The sequence below is a fragment of the Pseudoalteromonas distincta genome, assembly GCF_005877035.1.
GTDB lineage: Bacteria > Pseudomonadota > Gammaproteobacteria > Enterobacterales > Alteromonadaceae > Pseudoalteromonas > Pseudoalteromonas distincta.
This window is the reverse complement of sequence record NZ_CP040558.1, coordinates 2290926-2307323: the sequence shown is the minus strand read 5'-3', so window position 1 is coordinate 2307323 and position 16398 is coordinate 2290926. Positions and strand designations below refer to the sequence as shown.

General features: G+C 39.4%; 17 protein-coding genes. 13 read left to right on the top strand and 4 right to left on the bottom strand.

What is annotated here, in order from left to right:
• The first annotated feature begins 8 nt into the window (after positions 1-8).
• A complete protein-coding gene (locus FFU37_RS10295; protein WP_024604473.1) occupies positions 9-203 on the top strand; it encodes a hypothetical protein in 195 nt (64 codons plus the stop codon).
• Here the strand turns inward: FFU37_RS10295 and FFU37_RS10290 are convergent.
• The gene (locus FFU37_RS10290) at positions 200-2452 is read right to left on the bottom strand and encodes a sensor domain-containing protein (RefSeq protein ID WP_138489422.1); all 2253 of its coding nucleotides are present in this window, start codon (positions 2450-2452) and stop codon (positions 200-202) included. The two genes, FFU37_RS10295 and FFU37_RS10290, sit on opposite strands and share 4 nt — an antisense overlap.
• Positions 2453-2506: 54 nt before the next feature.
• On the bottom strand, positions 2507-5230 hold the full coding sequence (locus tag FFU37_RS10285) for an insulinase family protein (RefSeq protein WP_138489421.1): 2724 nt from the start codon (positions 5228-5230) through the stop codon (positions 2507-2509).
• Between the two features lie 191 nt (positions 5231-5421).
• Between FFU37_RS10285 and sixA the strand changes: the two genes are divergently transcribed.
• The 3 genes from sixA to FFU37_RS10270 are packed head-to-tail and all read left to right on the top strand — an operon-like array spanning position 5422 to position 7010.
• Positions 5422-5892: a phosphohistidine phosphatase SixA gene (gene sixA, locus FFU37_RS10280; RefSeq protein ID WP_024593905.1), complete on the top strand. Its 471-nt coding sequence runs from the start codon at positions 5422-5424 to the stop codon at positions 5890-5892.
• 18 nt (positions 5893-5910) lie between these two features.
• Positions 5911-6264 carry a RidA family protein gene (locus FFU37_RS10275; RefSeq protein WP_002962161.1) on the top strand — a complete coding sequence of 118 codons (354 nt, stop codon included), beginning with the start codon at positions 5911-5913 and terminating at the stop codon, positions 6262-6264.
• Positions 6265-6272: 8 nt separating this feature from the next.
• Complete coding sequence (locus FFU37_RS10270; protein WP_039489246.1) at positions 6273-7010, top strand: SDR family oxidoreductase; 738 nt, start codon at positions 6273-6275, stop codon at positions 7008-7010.
• A 1-nt stretch (position 7011) separates the two neighbouring features.
• Here FFU37_RS10270 and FFU37_RS10265 read toward each other — a convergent pair whose 3' ends face one another.
• Both FFU37_RS10265 and smrB read right to left on the bottom strand, forming a co-directional pair.
• A complete protein-coding gene (locus FFU37_RS10265; protein ID WP_138489420.1) occupies positions 7012-7941 on the bottom strand; it encodes an AEC family transporter in 930 nt (309 codons plus the stop codon).
• A 27-nt stretch (positions 7942-7968) separates the two neighbouring features.
• On the bottom strand, positions 7969-8526 hold the full coding sequence (gene smrB, locus FFU37_RS10260) for an endonuclease SmrB (protein WP_007377742.1): 558 nt from the start codon (positions 8524-8526) through the stop codon (positions 7969-7971).
• A gap of 152 nt (positions 8527-8678) precedes the next feature.
• Between smrB and prmB the strand changes: the two genes are divergently transcribed.
• The 9 genes from prmB to FFU37_RS10215 all read left to right on the top strand — a co-directional run bounded on the left by prmB (position 8679) and on the right by FFU37_RS10215 (position 16345).
• Positions 8679-9614 (top strand): 50S ribosomal protein L3 N(5)-glutamine methyltransferase, encoded by a 936-nt coding sequence (gene prmB / locus FFU37_RS10255; RefSeq protein WP_002962167.1) that lies wholly within the window; start codon positions 8679-8681, stop codon positions 9612-9614.
• Between the two features lie 64 nt (positions 9615-9678).
• Positions 9679-10776: a chorismate synthase gene (gene aroC / locus FFU37_RS10250; RefSeq protein ID WP_002962170.1), complete on the top strand. Its 1098-nt coding sequence runs from the start codon at positions 9679-9681 to the stop codon at positions 10774-10776.
• 119 nt (positions 10777-10895) lie between these two features.
• Positions 10896-11273 (top strand): DUF4112 domain-containing protein, encoded by a 378-nt coding sequence (locus FFU37_RS10245; protein WP_024591638.1) that lies wholly within the window; start codon positions 10896-10898, stop codon positions 11271-11273.
• A gap of 106 nt (positions 11274-11379) precedes the next feature.
• Positions 11380-12027 carry a glutathione S-transferase family protein gene (locus tag FFU37_RS10240; protein WP_039489255.1) on the top strand — a complete coding sequence of 216 codons (648 nt, stop codon included), beginning with the start codon at positions 11380-11382 and terminating at the stop codon, positions 12025-12027.
• 61 nt (positions 12028-12088) lie between these two features.
• Positions 12089-12550, top strand: a complete 462-nt coding sequence (locus tag FFU37_RS10235; RefSeq protein WP_167334961.1) for a zinc-ribbon domain containing protein — start codon at positions 12089-12091, stop codon at positions 12548-12550.
• Between the two features lie 118 nt (positions 12551-12668).
• Positions 12669-13223, top strand: a complete 555-nt coding sequence (locus FFU37_RS10230; RefSeq protein WP_138489419.1) for an elongation factor P hydroxylase — start codon at positions 12669-12671, stop codon at positions 13221-13223.
• Positions 13213-14376, top strand: coding sequence for an ATP-NAD kinase family protein (locus tag FFU37_RS10225; protein WP_138489418.1), 1164 nt, complete (start codon positions 13213-13215; stop codon positions 14374-14376). The genes FFU37_RS10230 and FFU37_RS10225 overlap by 11 nt, the downstream gene beginning before the upstream one ends.
• On the top strand, positions 14373-14648 hold the full coding sequence (locus FFU37_RS10220; RefSeq protein ID WP_024596509.1) for a YfcL family protein: 276 nt from the start codon (positions 14373-14375) through the stop codon (positions 14646-14648). The genes FFU37_RS10225 and FFU37_RS10220 overlap by 4 nt, the downstream gene beginning before the upstream one ends.
• A 143-nt stretch (positions 14649-14791) precedes the next feature.
• Positions 14792-16345, top strand: coding sequence for an AbgT family transporter (locus FFU37_RS10215; protein ID WP_039489264.1), 1554 nt, complete (start codon positions 14792-14794; stop codon positions 16343-16345).
• Positions 16346-16398: the final 53 nt, after the last annotated feature.

The window sequence follows — 16398 nt, the reverse complement described above, 5'->3', positions numbered from 1 at the left end:
GGGTAGCTTTGTTTATAGTTTTACTAAGCAGTGCATTTATAGCTTTAATGTATTTAGAAACCATTAAAAAAGGCATGCCAATTAAGCGATGGCTGATTTTAGGCGGTTTACTTGGACCTGTAGCCTGGTGCTTGTTTAATCTACATTATCGTCGTGCTTTAGTAAGAAATGTAGGAATAAATGCGTGTATATGGCGCCCTTAATTTATCGATGCCACATTTTTATTTTTTCTAATTAAACTTGGGGCTGCTTTAGTTTGTTGTTGCTTTAAAAATTCAGTAAATTCACTTTTTGATAGAGGCTTAGAATAGTAATAACCTTGTACTGTTTCGCAATTAAGCTTTTTGAGTATATCAATTTGATGGGCTTGTTCTACACCTTCAGCAACTACATGTAAATCAAGGTTATGCGCAATAGTGACTATTGAGTCGACCATATTACGGCCACGTTCGTTGGTCATGTCATCTATAAATGCTTTATCTACTTTAAGTGTATTAAGCGGAAATTGCTTTAAATACGCTAATGATGAATAACCAGTACCAAAATCATCCATTGCTAAATGAATACCTCGGGCACTTAACGAACGCATAATTGCAATGGCTTCTTTAGGGTCATCCATTACAGTACCTTCTGTTATTTCAAGCTCTAAAAAGTAAGAAGGTAATTCATTTTTTTGCAAAATAACGTCAATACGAGAGGTTAAATCGGGGAGGCTAAATTGCTTTGCTGATAAATTGACAGCTACTCGACCGCTAAATAAACTGCTATCTAGCCATTCTTTTACGTCTCCGCAGGCTTTGTTTAATACCACTTCACCGATTTCAATTATTTGGCCTGTTTCTTCAGCTATAGGTATAAATACACCAGGGCTAATAATGCCTTTTTTAGGGGTTATAAAGCGAACTAATGCTTCCATTCCGGTTAGCTTGCCTGTGCGAATATTCATTTTTGGTTGGTAGTACACTTCAAAATGGTCTTCTTTTAAACCAAAGCGCATGAGGTTTTCAATTTGCAGTCGTTTAACGGCTTGGCGGTTCATCGTGTCGTTAAAAAATAAGTAGCTGTTACCTTTCTTTTTAGCATGATACATGGCGGTATCTGCATTTTTTAAAAGCAGTTCAGGTGTATTACCGTCTTCAGGGAATAATACAATACCTACACTTGAGGTGATTGCTAGTTCGTGGCCTGCCATTTTAAATGGTGTAGCAATGGCTGCTAAAAACTGTTTAGCCATGCGTGTAATTACATGTATGTCGTTAGTGTCAGACATTACCAGAGCAAACTCATCGCCGCCTAAACGATAAAACACATCATTTTCGCGGGTTAGTTTATTTAAGCGCATTGCTAGTTTAGCTAATAAGCTGTCGCCTAGCTGATGTCCTAACGAGTCATTTATTTTTTTAAAGTTATCTAAATCGAATACAAGCAAGGCGTGATGCGAGTTGAGCTTTACTAGCTTTTGCAAATCAGTAAAAAATAAATTTCGGTTAGGCAGACTAGTTGTGCGATCTCGATTCGATAAGTTATGTAACTGCGATTCTGCTTTTTTACGCTCTGTTAAATCTGAATATACAACGACATAATTAGTTATTTGATTTTGATCGTTTTTAATTTCATCTATGGATATTTCAATCGGTAATAAAATACGCTCACTATTACGAAGCTTCACTTCTTGTTGAATATGTTCGCGCTCTTTTACTATTTCAATAATTCTGTTTGTGTAGCTTGGCTCATACCCAGATAGGCTAAAATCTTTTCCTAAGTATTGTTCGCGTACGCCACCAAACAAGGTTAAAAAGCTAGGGTTTATATCAACCAGTTTAAAGTTTTTATCGTAAATTGCTAAGGCGTCAGTAAGCGACTCAACACATTTTGCAAAAAGGTTTAACCGCTCTTCAGTTGATTTTAACTGTGATATATCGCGAACGGTACCTGTCATTCTAAGGGGTGATAAGTTGGCGTCTTTTTCAATTATTTTTCCGCGATCGAGCACCCAGTGCCAACGACCAAAAGTATCTTTGATTCGGTAGGTGGCTTCAAAAAAAGCAGACTGCTCTGCAAAGTGCACTTTTAGCAAGTGCTCAACGTTATTAATATCGTGAGGATGGATAAGGCCTTTATTTGGTGGAAACCCCATTAACGTAGTTGAGTCCATTAAATACTTATCGTTAATACGAATAACTTCGCCTGTTTTTATGTTCCAGTCCCAAAGTGTATCGCCGCTACCTTCTACGGTACTTTTAAGGCGTTTTTCCGAAAGTCGAAGTTGGCGGCGTGAACGTCTAAGTTTGTGGATTACAAATAACAGGTAGGGCAAAGCAAGCGCTATAATGGCGCTTGCTAGTATAAGTATATTGTCTGAGTTGTAATTAAGTGATGACTCAAAGGCAAAAAGCTCAAATGAGTAAGCAAGTACTACAAGCATGCTTAGTTTTATTATTGTTTTTATCATTTTTTGATTACTTCTAATTTACAAATGATAATTTAAAACAAGCTAAACCTAGAGTCAAAGAGATTGAGAGTAAACGGGCATATTTTGAGATTTACTGACTTTTGCCGAGCTTAAAAGCTCATATCTTGGTCTATTATCATCAAATAGGCTTAGAGCATAAACTTTTACTTCTCTTAGTGTTAGTGCGTTTAGGGCATCTAAAAGTCGCTGCTGCATATGAAATTCGTGATCTCTGTTACCAATAGCAAGCCATAACCGTTGTGAGCGCAGGCGCAAGTTTTTATCTTTTTCTGCAATATGAGTACTAAGGCCATGTTTTTGCTGTTGCCAATCGTTTTCATCAAGTGCATCAATGTTATCAAGGTATTTTTTAATAAAGCTGTTATGACGATGCAATAATGTTTTTGCATCAAACTTAGGTGACTGCACATAAAATGCTATTCCAGCACGAGTATTAAAAGGTGCATAACCTGCGCCCACTAAATAACCTAGCTGTTGTGTTGTTCGTAACTCGTTAAAGTAATCTTGATTAATTAAATGATTTAACGCCATCATTTTTACTTTTTCGGCCACGTAATCCGTTTGCGCTTGATAGTAAACAACCATGGCATGGTCGCTACAAGGAAGTTCTAACTCGTAGCGAGTTACTTTTTTAATTTCAAAAAGAGGGCGTCTTAAATCTTCAATTATGGCTGCGTTTTTTAGGTGTTCGGCGACCTTTTTTTGAAAGGCTAATGCATCACTTTGCTGCCAGTTACCATGTAAAAATGATTCAACATGTAGTGCTTTAAAAAAGTCTGTTCTGAACTCATTAAATTGCTGAAAACAGGTGTTTTTTAATGCCGATGCAAGCTCCCCAGGTTGAGGGTTCCAAGGCATTATTTTTGCGCCTAAAATACTAAACAACTCACTGACTGGTTTGTTTTGGTTGCTATTGCGCCAATGCCTTACAAGTTGTTTTTTATATTCAGCAAAGCGTTTTGCACAAATTTCTACATTAAATAAAGCATCTATTAATTGATCAACAAGCTCTAACTGACTGGATGAAAGCCCTGCGGTATGTAGAGTTAACCCACCTTGATGCGAGGTTAAGTGGTAGCTAAGTCCCGCAAGTTCTGCAGGATAAAATTGCTCGCCCACGCTATCCATAAATAAATCTGTAAATAAGCGGGTGAGTGCCATATGTTTTACATCTTTTACGGCAAAATCAGAATCCATGGCCAAATAAAAATGACCTTTAGCAACACGAAATGTGTTGTCTTGTTTAAACCAGAAGTCAAAACCGGGTTCTTTTACTAATAACTCGGGTTTTGTTTGTGGTTTTATGACATCAAATAACACCACTTCTTTTGTTAAATAAGGATTAGCGGTAGGCAGCAGCATTTCGCTCAGCGGTTTATTTATCTCGCTAAGTGCATCAAGCCAACTAGGTGAAATATGTTCTACTTTATATGGTGTGTTGTACCATGCGGTTTTATGTTCAGGCTCTACATCTGGATGTATAAGTACGATGCGCATATTATGTGGCGTTAACCACTGCATGGCCATTTCGTGGGTCGCTTTTTTAAAGCCTTCCATTAAATAGTCGCCTTGCACGTAGTTTGCTTCATCGTAATGCTGCATATTAATGCTTAAATTACTGACCCAATCAATCAAGCGTGACTTTTCTTGGTTATCGAATGCTATTTGTAATAGATTTTTTTTATCTTGATATAAACGCGGCAATTTTTCGGTGTTATCGTTAATTAAGCAAATGTATTCAAACACCATTTCAATAATGTCTTCAAAGTATTCAATACCTTCATCGGTAAGCGCTAAGCTAATATTAAAATCTTTAAAGTTGCTGCCATTAATACCACCGCCAGCAGAAAGCGCGTTTATCCAGCCTTGCTCTTTTAAAATAGAATAAAGAGAACCCGCGCCTTCATAGCCAAGTAAATGGGCAATAAAACTCACTGTTTTGTGGCGATAAAAGTCGTCAATATTAGGCATAGCAAAACTTATGATAAGTTTTTGCATATGCTTATGCGGCTCAATATGAAGTATTTTTCCTATGTCTTGTTTGCGATAGAGTGGCTCACTGATCTCTGGCTTTTTGAGGTTTTTATTACCCTTAATTGCGCCAAAGTAAGTTTGTGCCCAGCTTTGTAGTGTGTCTAATGTTTCGTTTGCGCAAATAACTAAAGTCATCCACTGAGCTTGGTACTGACTATTAAAAAAGTCGCGAAGCTCATCACTAATACAGCGCTCTCTGTCAGCTAAGGTTTGTAGGTTTCCTACAGAAAATTTAGCAAATGGATGAGCTGGATTTACCGTTTCTTTGTGGGCTTGATAAATACGGCGACCATCGTCTTTTATTTTTAGTTTAAACTCGGCTTCAATTGCGTTGCGTTCTTTTTCTGTTTCGGCTGAATTTAAAAGTGGCGCAATAAAAAAACGGCTAAATTGGGTAAGCGCCTGTTCAAATTCTTGGTTATTAATATCAAAAAAGTAACAGGTATGCTCAGTGCCAGTCCACGCATTAGTGTTCCCGCCAGCTTGTGAAACAAAATTATTAAAAATGCCTGAATCTGGGTATTGGTCAGTGCCTAAAAAAAGCATGTGCTCTAAAAAGTGTGCTAGGCCTTGCCTATCAAGAGGATCGTCAAAATGCCCGGCGTTAACTGCCATTGATGCTGCCGCTTTTGTAGAATCTTTATCTTGCACTAATAGTACTTTTAGACCATTGTCCAGTGTAAAGGCGCGGTATGCTCTGTTATCATTGCGGCTGATATTCAAATGATGCTCCTGAAACTAAACGTTTACTTGTTAACAACAGATGATGGCTTCAGGAAAGCGAAATACAGCTTAAAGATTTACCTGAATCTCATGAAAGAATTATTTAGAAATAAATAGATTTATGTAGTTAATATAGCTGACAAATGGGCAAACTGGCTACTGTTTTATATTCTTTAATCGGTTGATTTTTTATGAAAACAATCCTAATAATGCGCCACGGCGAAGCAACACCCATGCAGGCTGATGATGCAGGTAGAAATTTAACCCAAGCAGGGCACGATGAAGCTGAAAAAATGGGCCTTTGGCTCAGTAAAGCACATTGCCCTGATGCACTGTTAGTTAGTCCTTACATTCGTGCACAGCAAACAGCTGCAGGTGTGGCTAAAAATAACGTATTTAAATTTAGCGAAACCACGTCCGATATTATCCCCGAAGGCAAACCTCAAATTGCTGCTGACTATCTTGAAACGCTTATTGCTACTCATCCCCAATGCAATACATGGCTTATAGTGGCACACATGCCTATTGTAAGTTATTTAGTGGATCAATTAAGCCCTGGTAATATGCCAATTTTTAATACAGGTGCTGTTGCTGTTATTAGTTATGATGAGCAAACCCAGCGTAGTAGTTATATAAGTATAAATGCCCCAGAAAACCTTTAAATAATTGAGAAAAGTAATATGACGATAGAACGCTTACAAACAGGTGCGCGCATGAGCCGCATAGTAAAACATAATGGCACTGTGTATTTATGTGGGCAGGTATGCGCCGACGCGCAAAAAGGTATTAAAGAGCAAACTCAAACTATGCTTGATAAAGTAGAGGCGCTGCTTGATGAAGCAGGGAGTTCAAAAGAACACATGCTTAGCGCGACTATTTATGTAAAGAGCATGGAATACTTTGCTGATATGAATGCAGTATGGGATGCATGGGTACCCGAGGGTTATGCACCAGCACGTGCCTGCGTGGAAGCTAAAATGGCACGTGATGCACTACTTGTTGAAATTTCAGTAGTCGCAGCTTTAAAAGAATAATAGCTTTAATGAATCGCTCCCCCGTTGTACTTATCACAGGCTCTAGCCGAGGTATTGGCGCAGCTACCGCACTATATTTTGCAAAGCATGGTTATGATGTTTGCATTAATTATAAAGCTGATTTAGCTAGTGCAATATTGGTGGCAGAAAAAGTAAAGCAATTAGGAGTTGAGGCTGAAGTAATTCAAGGTGACGTGTCACTAGAGGCTGACGTTTTAGCTTTATTTATGCATATAGATAAAGTCTTTGGTCAACTTGATGTACTAATAAATAACGCCGGTATTTTAAAACCACAAATGCCTTTGTTAGGAATGAGTGCTGAGCGCATAAACGAAGTTTTGACTACAAATATTACCAGTGCTTTTTTATGTAGCCGTGAGGCAATAAAGCGAATGGGAAATAGTGGTAGTATTGTTAATGTTTCATCGGGGGCCGCTAAAACGGGCTCTCCTAATGAGTACATTGATTATGCAGCATCTAAAGGTGCAATGGACACATTTACTATTGGCTTGGCAAAAGAGGTGGCAAGTAAAGGTATTCGAGTTAACTCGGTTAGACCTGGGCTTATTTACACTGATATGCATAGCGATGGCGGTGAAGAAAATCGAGTCGATCGTCTTAAAAGTAAACTACCCCTTGGCAGAGGCGGTACACCCGAAGAGGTTGCTGCAGCAATTTACTTTTTAGCTTCAGAGCACGCTTCTTTTACAACGGGTAGCTTTGTTGATGTAGCCGGCGGTTTGTAAGCTAAAGTAATAAAGCTAGCCAAAACGTAAAGCTAATAACACTTAAGATAGTAGAAAGTACGACAGCCCCAGCAAGCGTGGCTTCATGCTGCTTTATTTGAGTCGCAATAAGATAAGCATTTACGCCAACAGGGGACGCACTTAAAAGTACCAATACATTAAGTATTTGCGTGTCTAGCTTAAATACATAAGTGCCTACCAATAAAACTAACGCAGGCAATAAAAATATTTTTAAAACTGATGCTATTAACGCCGGTTGCCAATTTGCAGCTATTTTATAAAAAGCTAAATTTGCACCAAGTACAAATAGCGCACAGGCAATTGCTGGTTTAGCTAATAGCTCCAAACTATTTGCTAAGTCGGTAAACAGTGTAACTCCTAATATGTTTAATATAAGCCCGCATCCAATACTCAGTACTATTGGGTTTAACACCATACTTTTTCCAAAGTGCGACCACGAAAATTTATCGCTGCTACCTTTAGCGCCTATTAAAAATGTAAGTGCAAATAACAATGTGCTATGAAAAGTAATGATCATAAATGCAATGGCTATCATTTCTTTGCCAAGCGAGGCAATAACAATAGGAATACCCACTAACACCATATTTGAATAGCTAGAAGCAAGTCCAAATACACCGTGTTGTTGGTAGTTTTTTAAATGTTTTTTACTTAAATAAAAGCGATCAATTAATATACCCACCCCAAATACACTCAAAACAGGTATGTAAAAGCTCAAAAATGCAAAAAGGCTAATACTTTGCTGTAAGTTAATTTGCGACATATTTAATAATAAAAAAGCAGGCAAACTAATATAAAAAGTAAACTTACTCAGGCCTGCGATATGCTGCTTGTCGAAAAATTTTAATCGGCAACAGCTATAACCAAGCGCAACAATAAAAATGAGCGGAAAAATAATTGAAAAAATATGCACGTAGTTACATCCTGGTAATAGCTAAAGTTAGCGTCTAAATTCATCACTTTGCGGTAAATTAATTAGTATGAGTACAGCGCCTCTTCCACCATATTCGAGAGGGGCTTGGTGCATCGCTATTACGTCAGGGTGTTGTACTAAGTACTGAGGCACTTTGTGCTTTAGTACGCCGCCACCAATACCATGCACTACACATGCACAATAATAATGCTGCTTTTTACATTCGTGAATGAGCCCAGCGAGTTCGTCTTTAGCAAGTTCTTTATTTAAGCCGTGTAAATCTAGCGTCAAATCGGGTGCAAAGTCACCACGGCGAAGCTGTTTAGCTAGGAAAGTATCTTGGCCAGGTTTTACATATTTAACCGTGCCGTGGGTGTCTATATCGGGAATATAAACGTCTGAGAAGAAAAATTCAGATTGAGCCTGCTTTTTTTGCTGGGCAAATTGCTTAGCTTGTGACACCTTAGGCTTTGTATCAAAACGATGAGTATCTTGTTTAAATACTTTGGCGCCTGTGATCGTTTGACGAAATAAGCTTATGTCGTCATTGCTTAGGGACGAATGTGATGGAGTGTCTTTTTTCATAACTATTACCTAAACAAAAAAACGTAAAAACGCAGCGCAAAAGGCGGTACAATACTTAAATGAGGGGCAATTGTAATTTGCCCAGCGCAGATAGGCAATGCAATCGTCTTAAAGACTCAAAACAGTCAGTAAGCTAATACAGGTAAAAATATATGAGCGATTTACAAATAGAAGAAGCAACACTCGAAGAAGCCGTTGCAGAACTGTCAACTTTACATGACTGGTTACGTTGGACTACAAGCCAATTTGCAAGTAGTAGTATATTTTTTGGACACGGTACAGATAACGCATGGGATGAAGCTGTAAGCTTATTACTGCCTGCGCTTAGCTTGCCTGTTGATGCGCCAAAAGAATTAATGCACGCGCGTTTAACAAGCACAGAAAAAAACCGACTTGCGGGTCTTATTGCAGAACGTATTAACGACTGCACACCAGTACCTTACTTAACAAACATTGCATGGTTTGCGGGTATGCCGTTTTATGTGGATGAACGTGTACTTATACCTCGCTCACCATTTGCCGAGCTTATTAGTAATCGCTTTACGCCGTGGCTTGAAGAGCCACAATCGGTAAACCGTATATTAGATTTATGTACGGGTTCGGGTTGTATCGCAATCGCACTTGCGCAAGCTTTTGAGCAGGCACAAGTTGATGCGGTAGATATATCGTATGAAGCGCTTGAAGTGACAGACATAAACATTAACGATTACATGTTAACTGAGCGCGTGTTACCTATTCAATCTGATGTATTTAGCGGTGTACCAGGTCAAAAATACGACCTAATAGTAGCAAACCCACCGTATGTTGATGCAGAAGATATGGCTGACCTGCCACGTGAGTTTCATCATGAACCAGAGCTTGGGCTTGCATCAGGCCACGATGGTTTAGATGTAACCCGTACTATATTAAGCGAAGCGAGTGAACATCTAACTGATAACGGTTTGTTATTTGTAGAAGTTGGTAACTCTATGGTACATATGGATGCACTGTATCCGGGCGCGCCGTTTGAATGGATTGAATTTGAACAAGGCGGCTTAGGTGTATTTGTAATTAGCAAAAAGCAGCTAGACGAGTATTTTGCAAAATAAGTAAAAAATGAATAGCCAAGCCCTGTGCTTGGCTATTGGTAGTCATTAGGAATGAGGAAAGTTAATGGCAGGTAATAGCATTGGGCAGTTATTTAAAGTGTCCACCTTTGGTGAGAGCCACGGCGTTGCATTAGGCGGCGTTGTTGATGGTACTCCCGCAGGTCTTGAAATCACAGAGGCCGACTTACAAATTGATTTAGATCGCCGAAAACCAGGCCAAAGCCGTTACACAACGCAGCGCCGTGAAAGCGATCAAATAAAAATATTAGCAGGCGTTTTTGAAGGTAAAACCACAGGTACCAGCATTGGTTTATTGATTGAAAATACCGATCAACGCTCGCAAGATTACGGCAAAATTAAAGATGTATTTCGCCCAGGTCATGGCGATTACACGTATTGGCATAAGTACGGCTTGCGCGATTATCGCGGTGGCGGTCGTTCATCTGCACGCGAAACCGCGATACGCGTAGCGGCAGGTGCTATTGCTAAAAAATACTTAAAGCAATTTCATGGTATTGAAGTTAAAGCATGTTTAAGTCAGCTTGGTCCTATCAAGGCGGAAACGTTTGACTGGGATGAAGTGGAAAATAACTTATTCTTCTTCCCTGATGCAAGTAAGCTTGAAGCGCTTGATGAATATATGCGTGACCTTAAAAAGCAAGGTGACTCAGTTGGCGCTAAAGTAAAAGTAGTGGCAAGCAATGTACCTGTTGGTCTTGGTGAGCCAGTATTTGACCGCCTTGACGCTGAACTTGCACACTCATTAATGAGTATTAACGCAGTTAAAGGCGTTGAAATTGGTGATGGCTTTGACGTAGTTGAGCAAAAAGGCTCTGAGCATCGTGACGAGCTAACCCCTGAAGGTTTTACATCAAATCATGCAGGTGGCGTACTTGCGGGTATTTCGACAGGGCAAGATATTATTGCTTCTATTGCGCTAAAACCAACGTCGAGCATTACCATCCCAGGTAACAGTATTAATACAAGCAACGAAGCGGTAGAGATGATCACTAAAGGTCGTCACGATCCGTGTGTGGGCATTCGTGCAATCCCGATTGCTGAGGCAATGATGGCCATTACCTTAATGGACCACTTACTGCGTCAACGCGGACAAAATCCGCATGTAAATCATCAGCACGGGCCAATTAACGGCTCAGTGTAAGTATTTATAATTATAAAAAACGCGGATTACCGCGTTTTTTTATGTCTGTAATTTAGTTTAAAGCCTTTCAGGAGTTGTTCAAGTAAGCCCTATATACTGCAAGAAGGAGGGTCGTAATCATGAACGATAATATTAATGAACACTCACAAATAAAAGCCCAAGCTGCAATAGCCCGCTTAGAACGTTTCAGTAAGTTAACGGATAGCAGCATTGGTATTCCTTTTACTAAATTTAATATAGGTTTGGAGGCGGTGATTGGTTTAATCCCTGTAATAGGTGATGCCGCAGGGCTAATTTTATCAAGCTATGTGCTGATAGAAGCGCAGCGTTTAGGTGTGAGTAAACGTATAAAGACTAAGATGATCATTAATATGCTCATAGATTTTGTGGGCGGCTTAGTGCCATTTTTTGGCGATATATTTGATGCGTTTTTTAAAGCTAACACGCGTAATACTCAACTATTGAAAAAACATTTAAACAAGCAGTTAAGTGAGTAATTAATAGCTTTAAGTAACCGTTAGCAAAGAGACTTTAAACAAAATGTTGTTGGTTGTTTAATCACCTAGTAAGGTAGGAGCGTCTATTCACTTTGGTATTTACAATATGCAATTATTCATCGGTAATAAAAACTACTCCAGCTGGTCATTACGCGCATGGTATTTAATGAGTAAATTTGATGTTGAGTTTAGTGAAACCCAGCTGGTACTCGACACCCCTGATTTTTACAATGAACTAAAAAAGACCTTTGCTGTGCAAAAAGTTCCAGCGTTAATTGATGGCGATTTACAGGTATGGGATTCACTAGCAATTTGTGAATATATTAACGATGCTTACTTATCGGGCGCTGCATGGCCAAAATATATTACCCAAAGAGCTAAAGCGCGTGCGCTAAGCGCTGAAATGCATTCAGGCTTTATGGCGCTGCGCAGCGAAATGCCAATGAATATAAGAGCTACCCGTAAAGTAGACCTATCGAGCGAAGCATTAAAAGACATAGCCCGTATAGACGAGATATTTGCACAGCAACAAGATGTGTTTCCAAATGAGTGGTTTTTTGGTGACTTTAGTATTGCTGATGCCATGTACGTACCTATTGTATTGCGTTTAAAAACGTATCAAATTACGTTATCGCCAGAGGCGCAACAATATTGTGACTTTGTTATGCGTTGCCCCGTATTGCAAGCATGGATCACTCAGGCATTAACCGAAACCGATATTGTAGAGTGTGATGAAGCAGGAACGCCTGTATAATTATTGTTTTTCATATGGCATGTTCTATGCCTTAAAATCATAAGTTTAAACTAGGCAGCTCATGTATCTAAATCACCCAAGGTATGGCAATAAACCGATAACTACCAATACCTCAGTGACAATAGAGGCGATAGAGAATGCGCACTGGCGTTACTCGAGGCTTAAATACTTCCCTGATACGGTAATATTGGCAGATATAAAAAAGCAAAACTATGCCATTGACCCTCGGGCACTTTATGTTGATATTGAAGAGAAGTGCGAAAGTTGCTCTAAGGCATTTATTTTTTTTGCTCAAGAGCAGCAATATTGGTTTGAGGTACTTGATTTTTGGGTCGATTCACACTGTACACGTTGTTTTGAATGCCGTAAGCATGCCAGATATATACTAACTCTACGTAAACGGTACGATATGTTAACTAGCTTAGCCAATAAAACCTCAAGTGAAAAAACACAGCGTAAAGAACTTGCCAATACGCTTTACTGTTTAGGTATTATTAAAAATATCAATAAAGTGAAAGATTAATCCGCTTATATTTTACTATCCCGCCTTATTTTTACTTTAGTTGTAAAAGCCCGTACAATTCGTCTCGTTTTTAGTGCGCTAATATGGCGCTGTAACCGAGACGAATTAATCAATTTTTATGCATCAAATAGCTGATCTAATTTCAATTTTTGAGCGCACTTTTTATCAAAGTCACAATACACGACTGATAAAAGGCGATTGTGAGCCTGTGTATTTACCAGCAACAGAGCAGGTGCCATATCACCAAGTTGTATTTGCGCATGGTTTTTATGCCAGTGCATTACATGAAATAGCACACTGGCTGGTGGCCGGTGATGCACGTCGGTTATTAGAAGATTACGGCTATTGGTACTGCCCAGACGGGCGCGACAAACAAAAACAAGCTGAGTTTGAAAAGGTAGAAATAAAGCCCCAAGCTATAGAGTGGTTATTAAGCACCGCAGCAGGGTTTAATTTTAATGTGTCGGTGGATAACTTAAACGGCGAACAAACGTGTCGGTTTGATTTTCAGCAGCGCGTACATGCACGGGTATTATCGCTAATCGAAAATGGCTTTAACTCTCGTACAGAGTCATTTTTAAAAGCACTGTCTGATTTTTACAATACACAGTGGCCATTAACAGCGCAGCAATTTAATTGGCAACATCCAAAGGAGCTTTGTAATGGCGTTTAAATTAGGCTTAATTGTAAACCCTGTAGCAGGTTTAGGTGGCACAGTTGCCTTAAAAGGCAGTGATGGCGCGCACACAGCCGCTAAAGCAATTGAATTAGGTGCAGAGCCAAAAGCAAATAGCCGAACAAAAGCAGCGCTTGAGGTGCTATTACCTTATAAAGAACGCTTAACTATTTACACTGTTAACGGTGACATGGGTGAGCAAACAGCAAAAGCTTTGGGCTTTAATGTAGAGGTTGTATATAACACTTCTGCAATAACAACCCCAGATGACACAGAACAAGCCGCAAAAATACTTAAAAACTCTGGTGTTGATTTAGTCTTATTTGCCGGAGGCGACGGTACAGCACGTAACATTTGCCATGCAATAGAGGATACCATTCCCGTACTTGGTATTCCCGCAGGTTGTAAAATTCATTCTGGTGTTTACGCTATCACGCCAAAGGCTGCAGGGCGCGTAGTCGAAATGCTGGTTAAGGGTGAGTTAGTTACCTTAGCCGATGCAGATGTAATGGATATAGATGAAGATGCTTTCAGGCAAGGCACAGTAAAAGCCAAACGCTACGGCGAAATGCAAACACCTAGCGAAGTACGCTATATGCAAGCGGTTAAAAATGGCGGTAAAGAAACCGACGAACTCGTACTTGCCGACATTGCAGCGCATGTTGTATCGCAAATGGATGAAGACACATTTTATATTATGGGTAGCGGCTCAACGGTTGAAGCCATAATGGAAGAGATGGGGCTTGAAAATACGTTACTTGGTGTTGATTTAATAAAAGATCAAACCTTAGTTGCCCAAGATTTAACGGCTAAGCAATTACTTGAGCTTACACATGATCAAAGTACTAAGTTAGTCATTACGCTCATTGGCGGGCAAGGGCATATTTTTGGCCGTGGTAATCAGCAATTGAGCCCTGCGCTTATACGTGCAATTGGCAAAGAAAACATTATTGTAGTAGCAACAAAAACAAAACTACAAGCGCTTAATAGCCGCCCCCTTATTTGTGACACCGGCGATGGCGAATTAGATGATGAATTAACCGGTTATATTAAAGTAACCACCGGATTTAACGACCATATTATGTATGCAGTAGGGCACCAAAACCTTGAAAATACAGGTGCTTTGCAAAACCAGGAGATTAATAAATGAGTTTAGTGAACTATATCGATGCAGCCCAGCAGTACTTCGATGATTTAGTAATAAAAGCAACTGACGATGAGTTATTTGCTGGCGGCTATTTACGAGGTCATTTTGATCTTGCAGTTGGTTATGCCGAAGTAGAAAAGCTGACAATCAGTATAGATGAGCTAAACGAAACTGTAGAGCAAAGCTTAGTTAAAGCATATCGCAACGGCGAGCTTAACGAAGAAGACAAGGCATTAGTTGCACGCTTGTGGGATGAAGTTAAAGCCCTCGCTTAACCCTAAGTGGCAAAAAAAACACGATTTGTTTATCACTATCGTGTTTTTTTGTGCCCAAAACTTTTAAAGCACATTCCCATGTTAATTTACTGTTTTGTTTTTATGCGATATTGTTACTAAAATAAATTTTAGGAACAATAAAAATGAATAATAATCAAGACGCTTTACCTTCAGGGGTTGTAGCGCGTTTTTTAAATTTTGTTGAGCGAGTAGGAAATAAGCTTCCAGATCCAGCCGTAATATTTCTATTTGCAATGTTATTAATTTGGTTTTTGTCGTGGTGGTTTTCAGGCGTGAGCTTTGATGCAATAGACCCACGTACCGGTGAAGCGATTATTATTAATAATATGCTGGCAAGTGATTCGCTCGCTACTTTTTTATCCTCTATGGTAAAAACCTTTACTGGCTTTGCTCCCTTAGGTGTCGTGTTAGTAGCTATGTTAGGTGTCGGTGTTGCAGAGCATTCGGGCTTTATTAATACCGGCCTTAAGTTAATGCTTAAAGTTACTCCTAAAAAGCTATTAACGCCTTCAATCATTTTAGTGGCTATTGTGAGCCATACCGCTACTGATGCAGGTTATGTATTAGTTATTCCACTTGCCGGTGTTATATTTTATGCTGCAGGACGCCATCCGCTTGCGGGTATTGCAGCTGCATTTGCAGGAGTCAGTGGTGGTTTTGGGGCTAACTTTATTCCATCGGGTATCGACCCATTACTACAAAGCTTTACCCAAAGTGCGGCGCAAATAATTAATCCTGCAATAACAATTAACCCGTTAAATAACTGGGCATTTGCTTCAGCATCTAGCTTATTTATTGTGGCATTAGGCTGGTACATTACCGATAAAATTATTGAACCACGTTTACAAAAAACAGCAGTTGATGGTGCTAAAGAGGATTTACCTGTATTTGAAGATGCACGTAGTGATGAAAAACGTGCCTTTTATATAGCCAGTACCGTGATGATTGCTGGACTTGCGTTATTAGCATTTGTCTCTGCTCCAGACGATTCTGCAATGCGCAGTAGTGATGGATCCCTTACTAATTTTAGCTCTCCTTTAATGCAATCAATTGTACCACTAATATTTTTACTTTTTTGGATCCCGGGCACTGTATATGGCTTTACGGTAGGTACCTTTAAAACTTCAAAAGATATGATTGATGCTATGAGTAAAGCGATGAGCGGCATGGCATATTATATCGTCATGGCGTTTTTCTGTTCGCTATTTATTGCTGCATTTAGTAAATCAAATTTAGGTGCACTGCTCGCAATTGAAGGTGCGCAGTTATTAAAGGCGATGGAATTGCCAAGTGCAGTAACGGTTGTAGGCATTATCTTTTTAACTGGCTTTGTTAACTTGTTTGTAGGTTCAAGTTCAGCAAAATGGGCGTTACTTGGCCCCATTTTTGTACCGATGTTAATGCAACTCGGTATTTCGCCAGACTTAACTCAAGCCGCTTATCGTGTAGGTGACTCAAGCTCTAATATTATTACACCGTTAATGCCATACTTCCCATTGGTGGTGGTGTACTGTCAAAAGTATGTCAAAGGCACCGGTATAGGCACTTTAATTGCTATTATGCTGCCGTACTCAATCGCCTTTATGATTGGCTGGAGTATCTTTTTATTAGGTTATTGGGCACTTGGTATTCCTTTAGGTTTAGATGCAAGCTACATTTATCCAGCATTGCCTTAACCTAAACCTTTATGAACCTCACTCACTTGAGTGAGGTTTTTAAATAAAAGTCC

Coding starts and splice junctions, on each gene's coding strand:
- FFU37_RS10290 (WP_138489422.1), bottom strand. CDS start 2,452: ATGATAAAAACAATAATAAAACTAAGCATGCTTGTAGTACTTGCTTAC.
- sixA (WP_024593905.1), top strand. CDS start 5,422: ATGAAAACAATCCTAATAATGCGCCACGGCGAAGCAACACCCATGCAG.
- FFU37_RS10275 (WP_002962161.1), top strand. CDS start 5,911: ATGACGATAGAACGCTTACAAACAGGTGCGCGCATGAGCCGCATAGTA.
- FFU37_RS10270 (WP_039489246.1), top strand. CDS start 6,273: ATGAATCGCTCCCCCGTTGTACTTATCACAGGCTCTAGCCGAGGTATT.
- smrB (WP_007377742.1), bottom strand. CDS start 8,526: ATGAAAAAAGACACTCCATCACATTCGTCCCTAAGCAATGACGACATA.
- prmB (WP_002962167.1), top strand. CDS start 8,679: ATGAGCGATTTACAAATAGAAGAAGCAACACTCGAAGAAGCCGTTGCA.
- aroC (WP_002962170.1), top strand. CDS start 9,679: ATGGCAGGTAATAGCATTGGGCAGTTATTTAAAGTGTCCACCTTTGGT.
- FFU37_RS10245 (WP_024591638.1), top strand. CDS start 10,896: ATGAACGATAATATTAATGAACACTCACAAATAAAAGCCCAAGCTGCA.
- FFU37_RS10240 (WP_039489255.1), top strand. CDS start 11,380: ATGCAATTATTCATCGGTAATAAAAACTACTCCAGCTGGTCATTACGC.
- FFU37_RS10235 (WP_167334961.1), top strand. CDS start 12,089: ATGTATCTAAATCACCCAAGGTATGGCAATAAACCGATAACTACCAAT.
- FFU37_RS10230 (WP_138489419.1), top strand. CDS start 12,669: ATGCATCAAATAGCTGATCTAATTTCAATTTTTGAGCGCACTTTTTAT.
- FFU37_RS10225 (WP_138489418.1), top strand. CDS start 13,213: ATGGCGTTTAAATTAGGCTTAATTGTAAACCCTGTAGCAGGTTTAGGT.
- FFU37_RS10220 (WP_024596509.1), top strand. CDS start 14,373: ATGAGTTTAGTGAACTATATCGATGCAGCCCAGCAGTACTTCGATGAT.
- FFU37_RS10215 (WP_039489264.1), top strand. CDS start 14,792: ATGAATAATAATCAAGACGCTTTACCTTCAGGGGTTGTAGCGCGTTTT.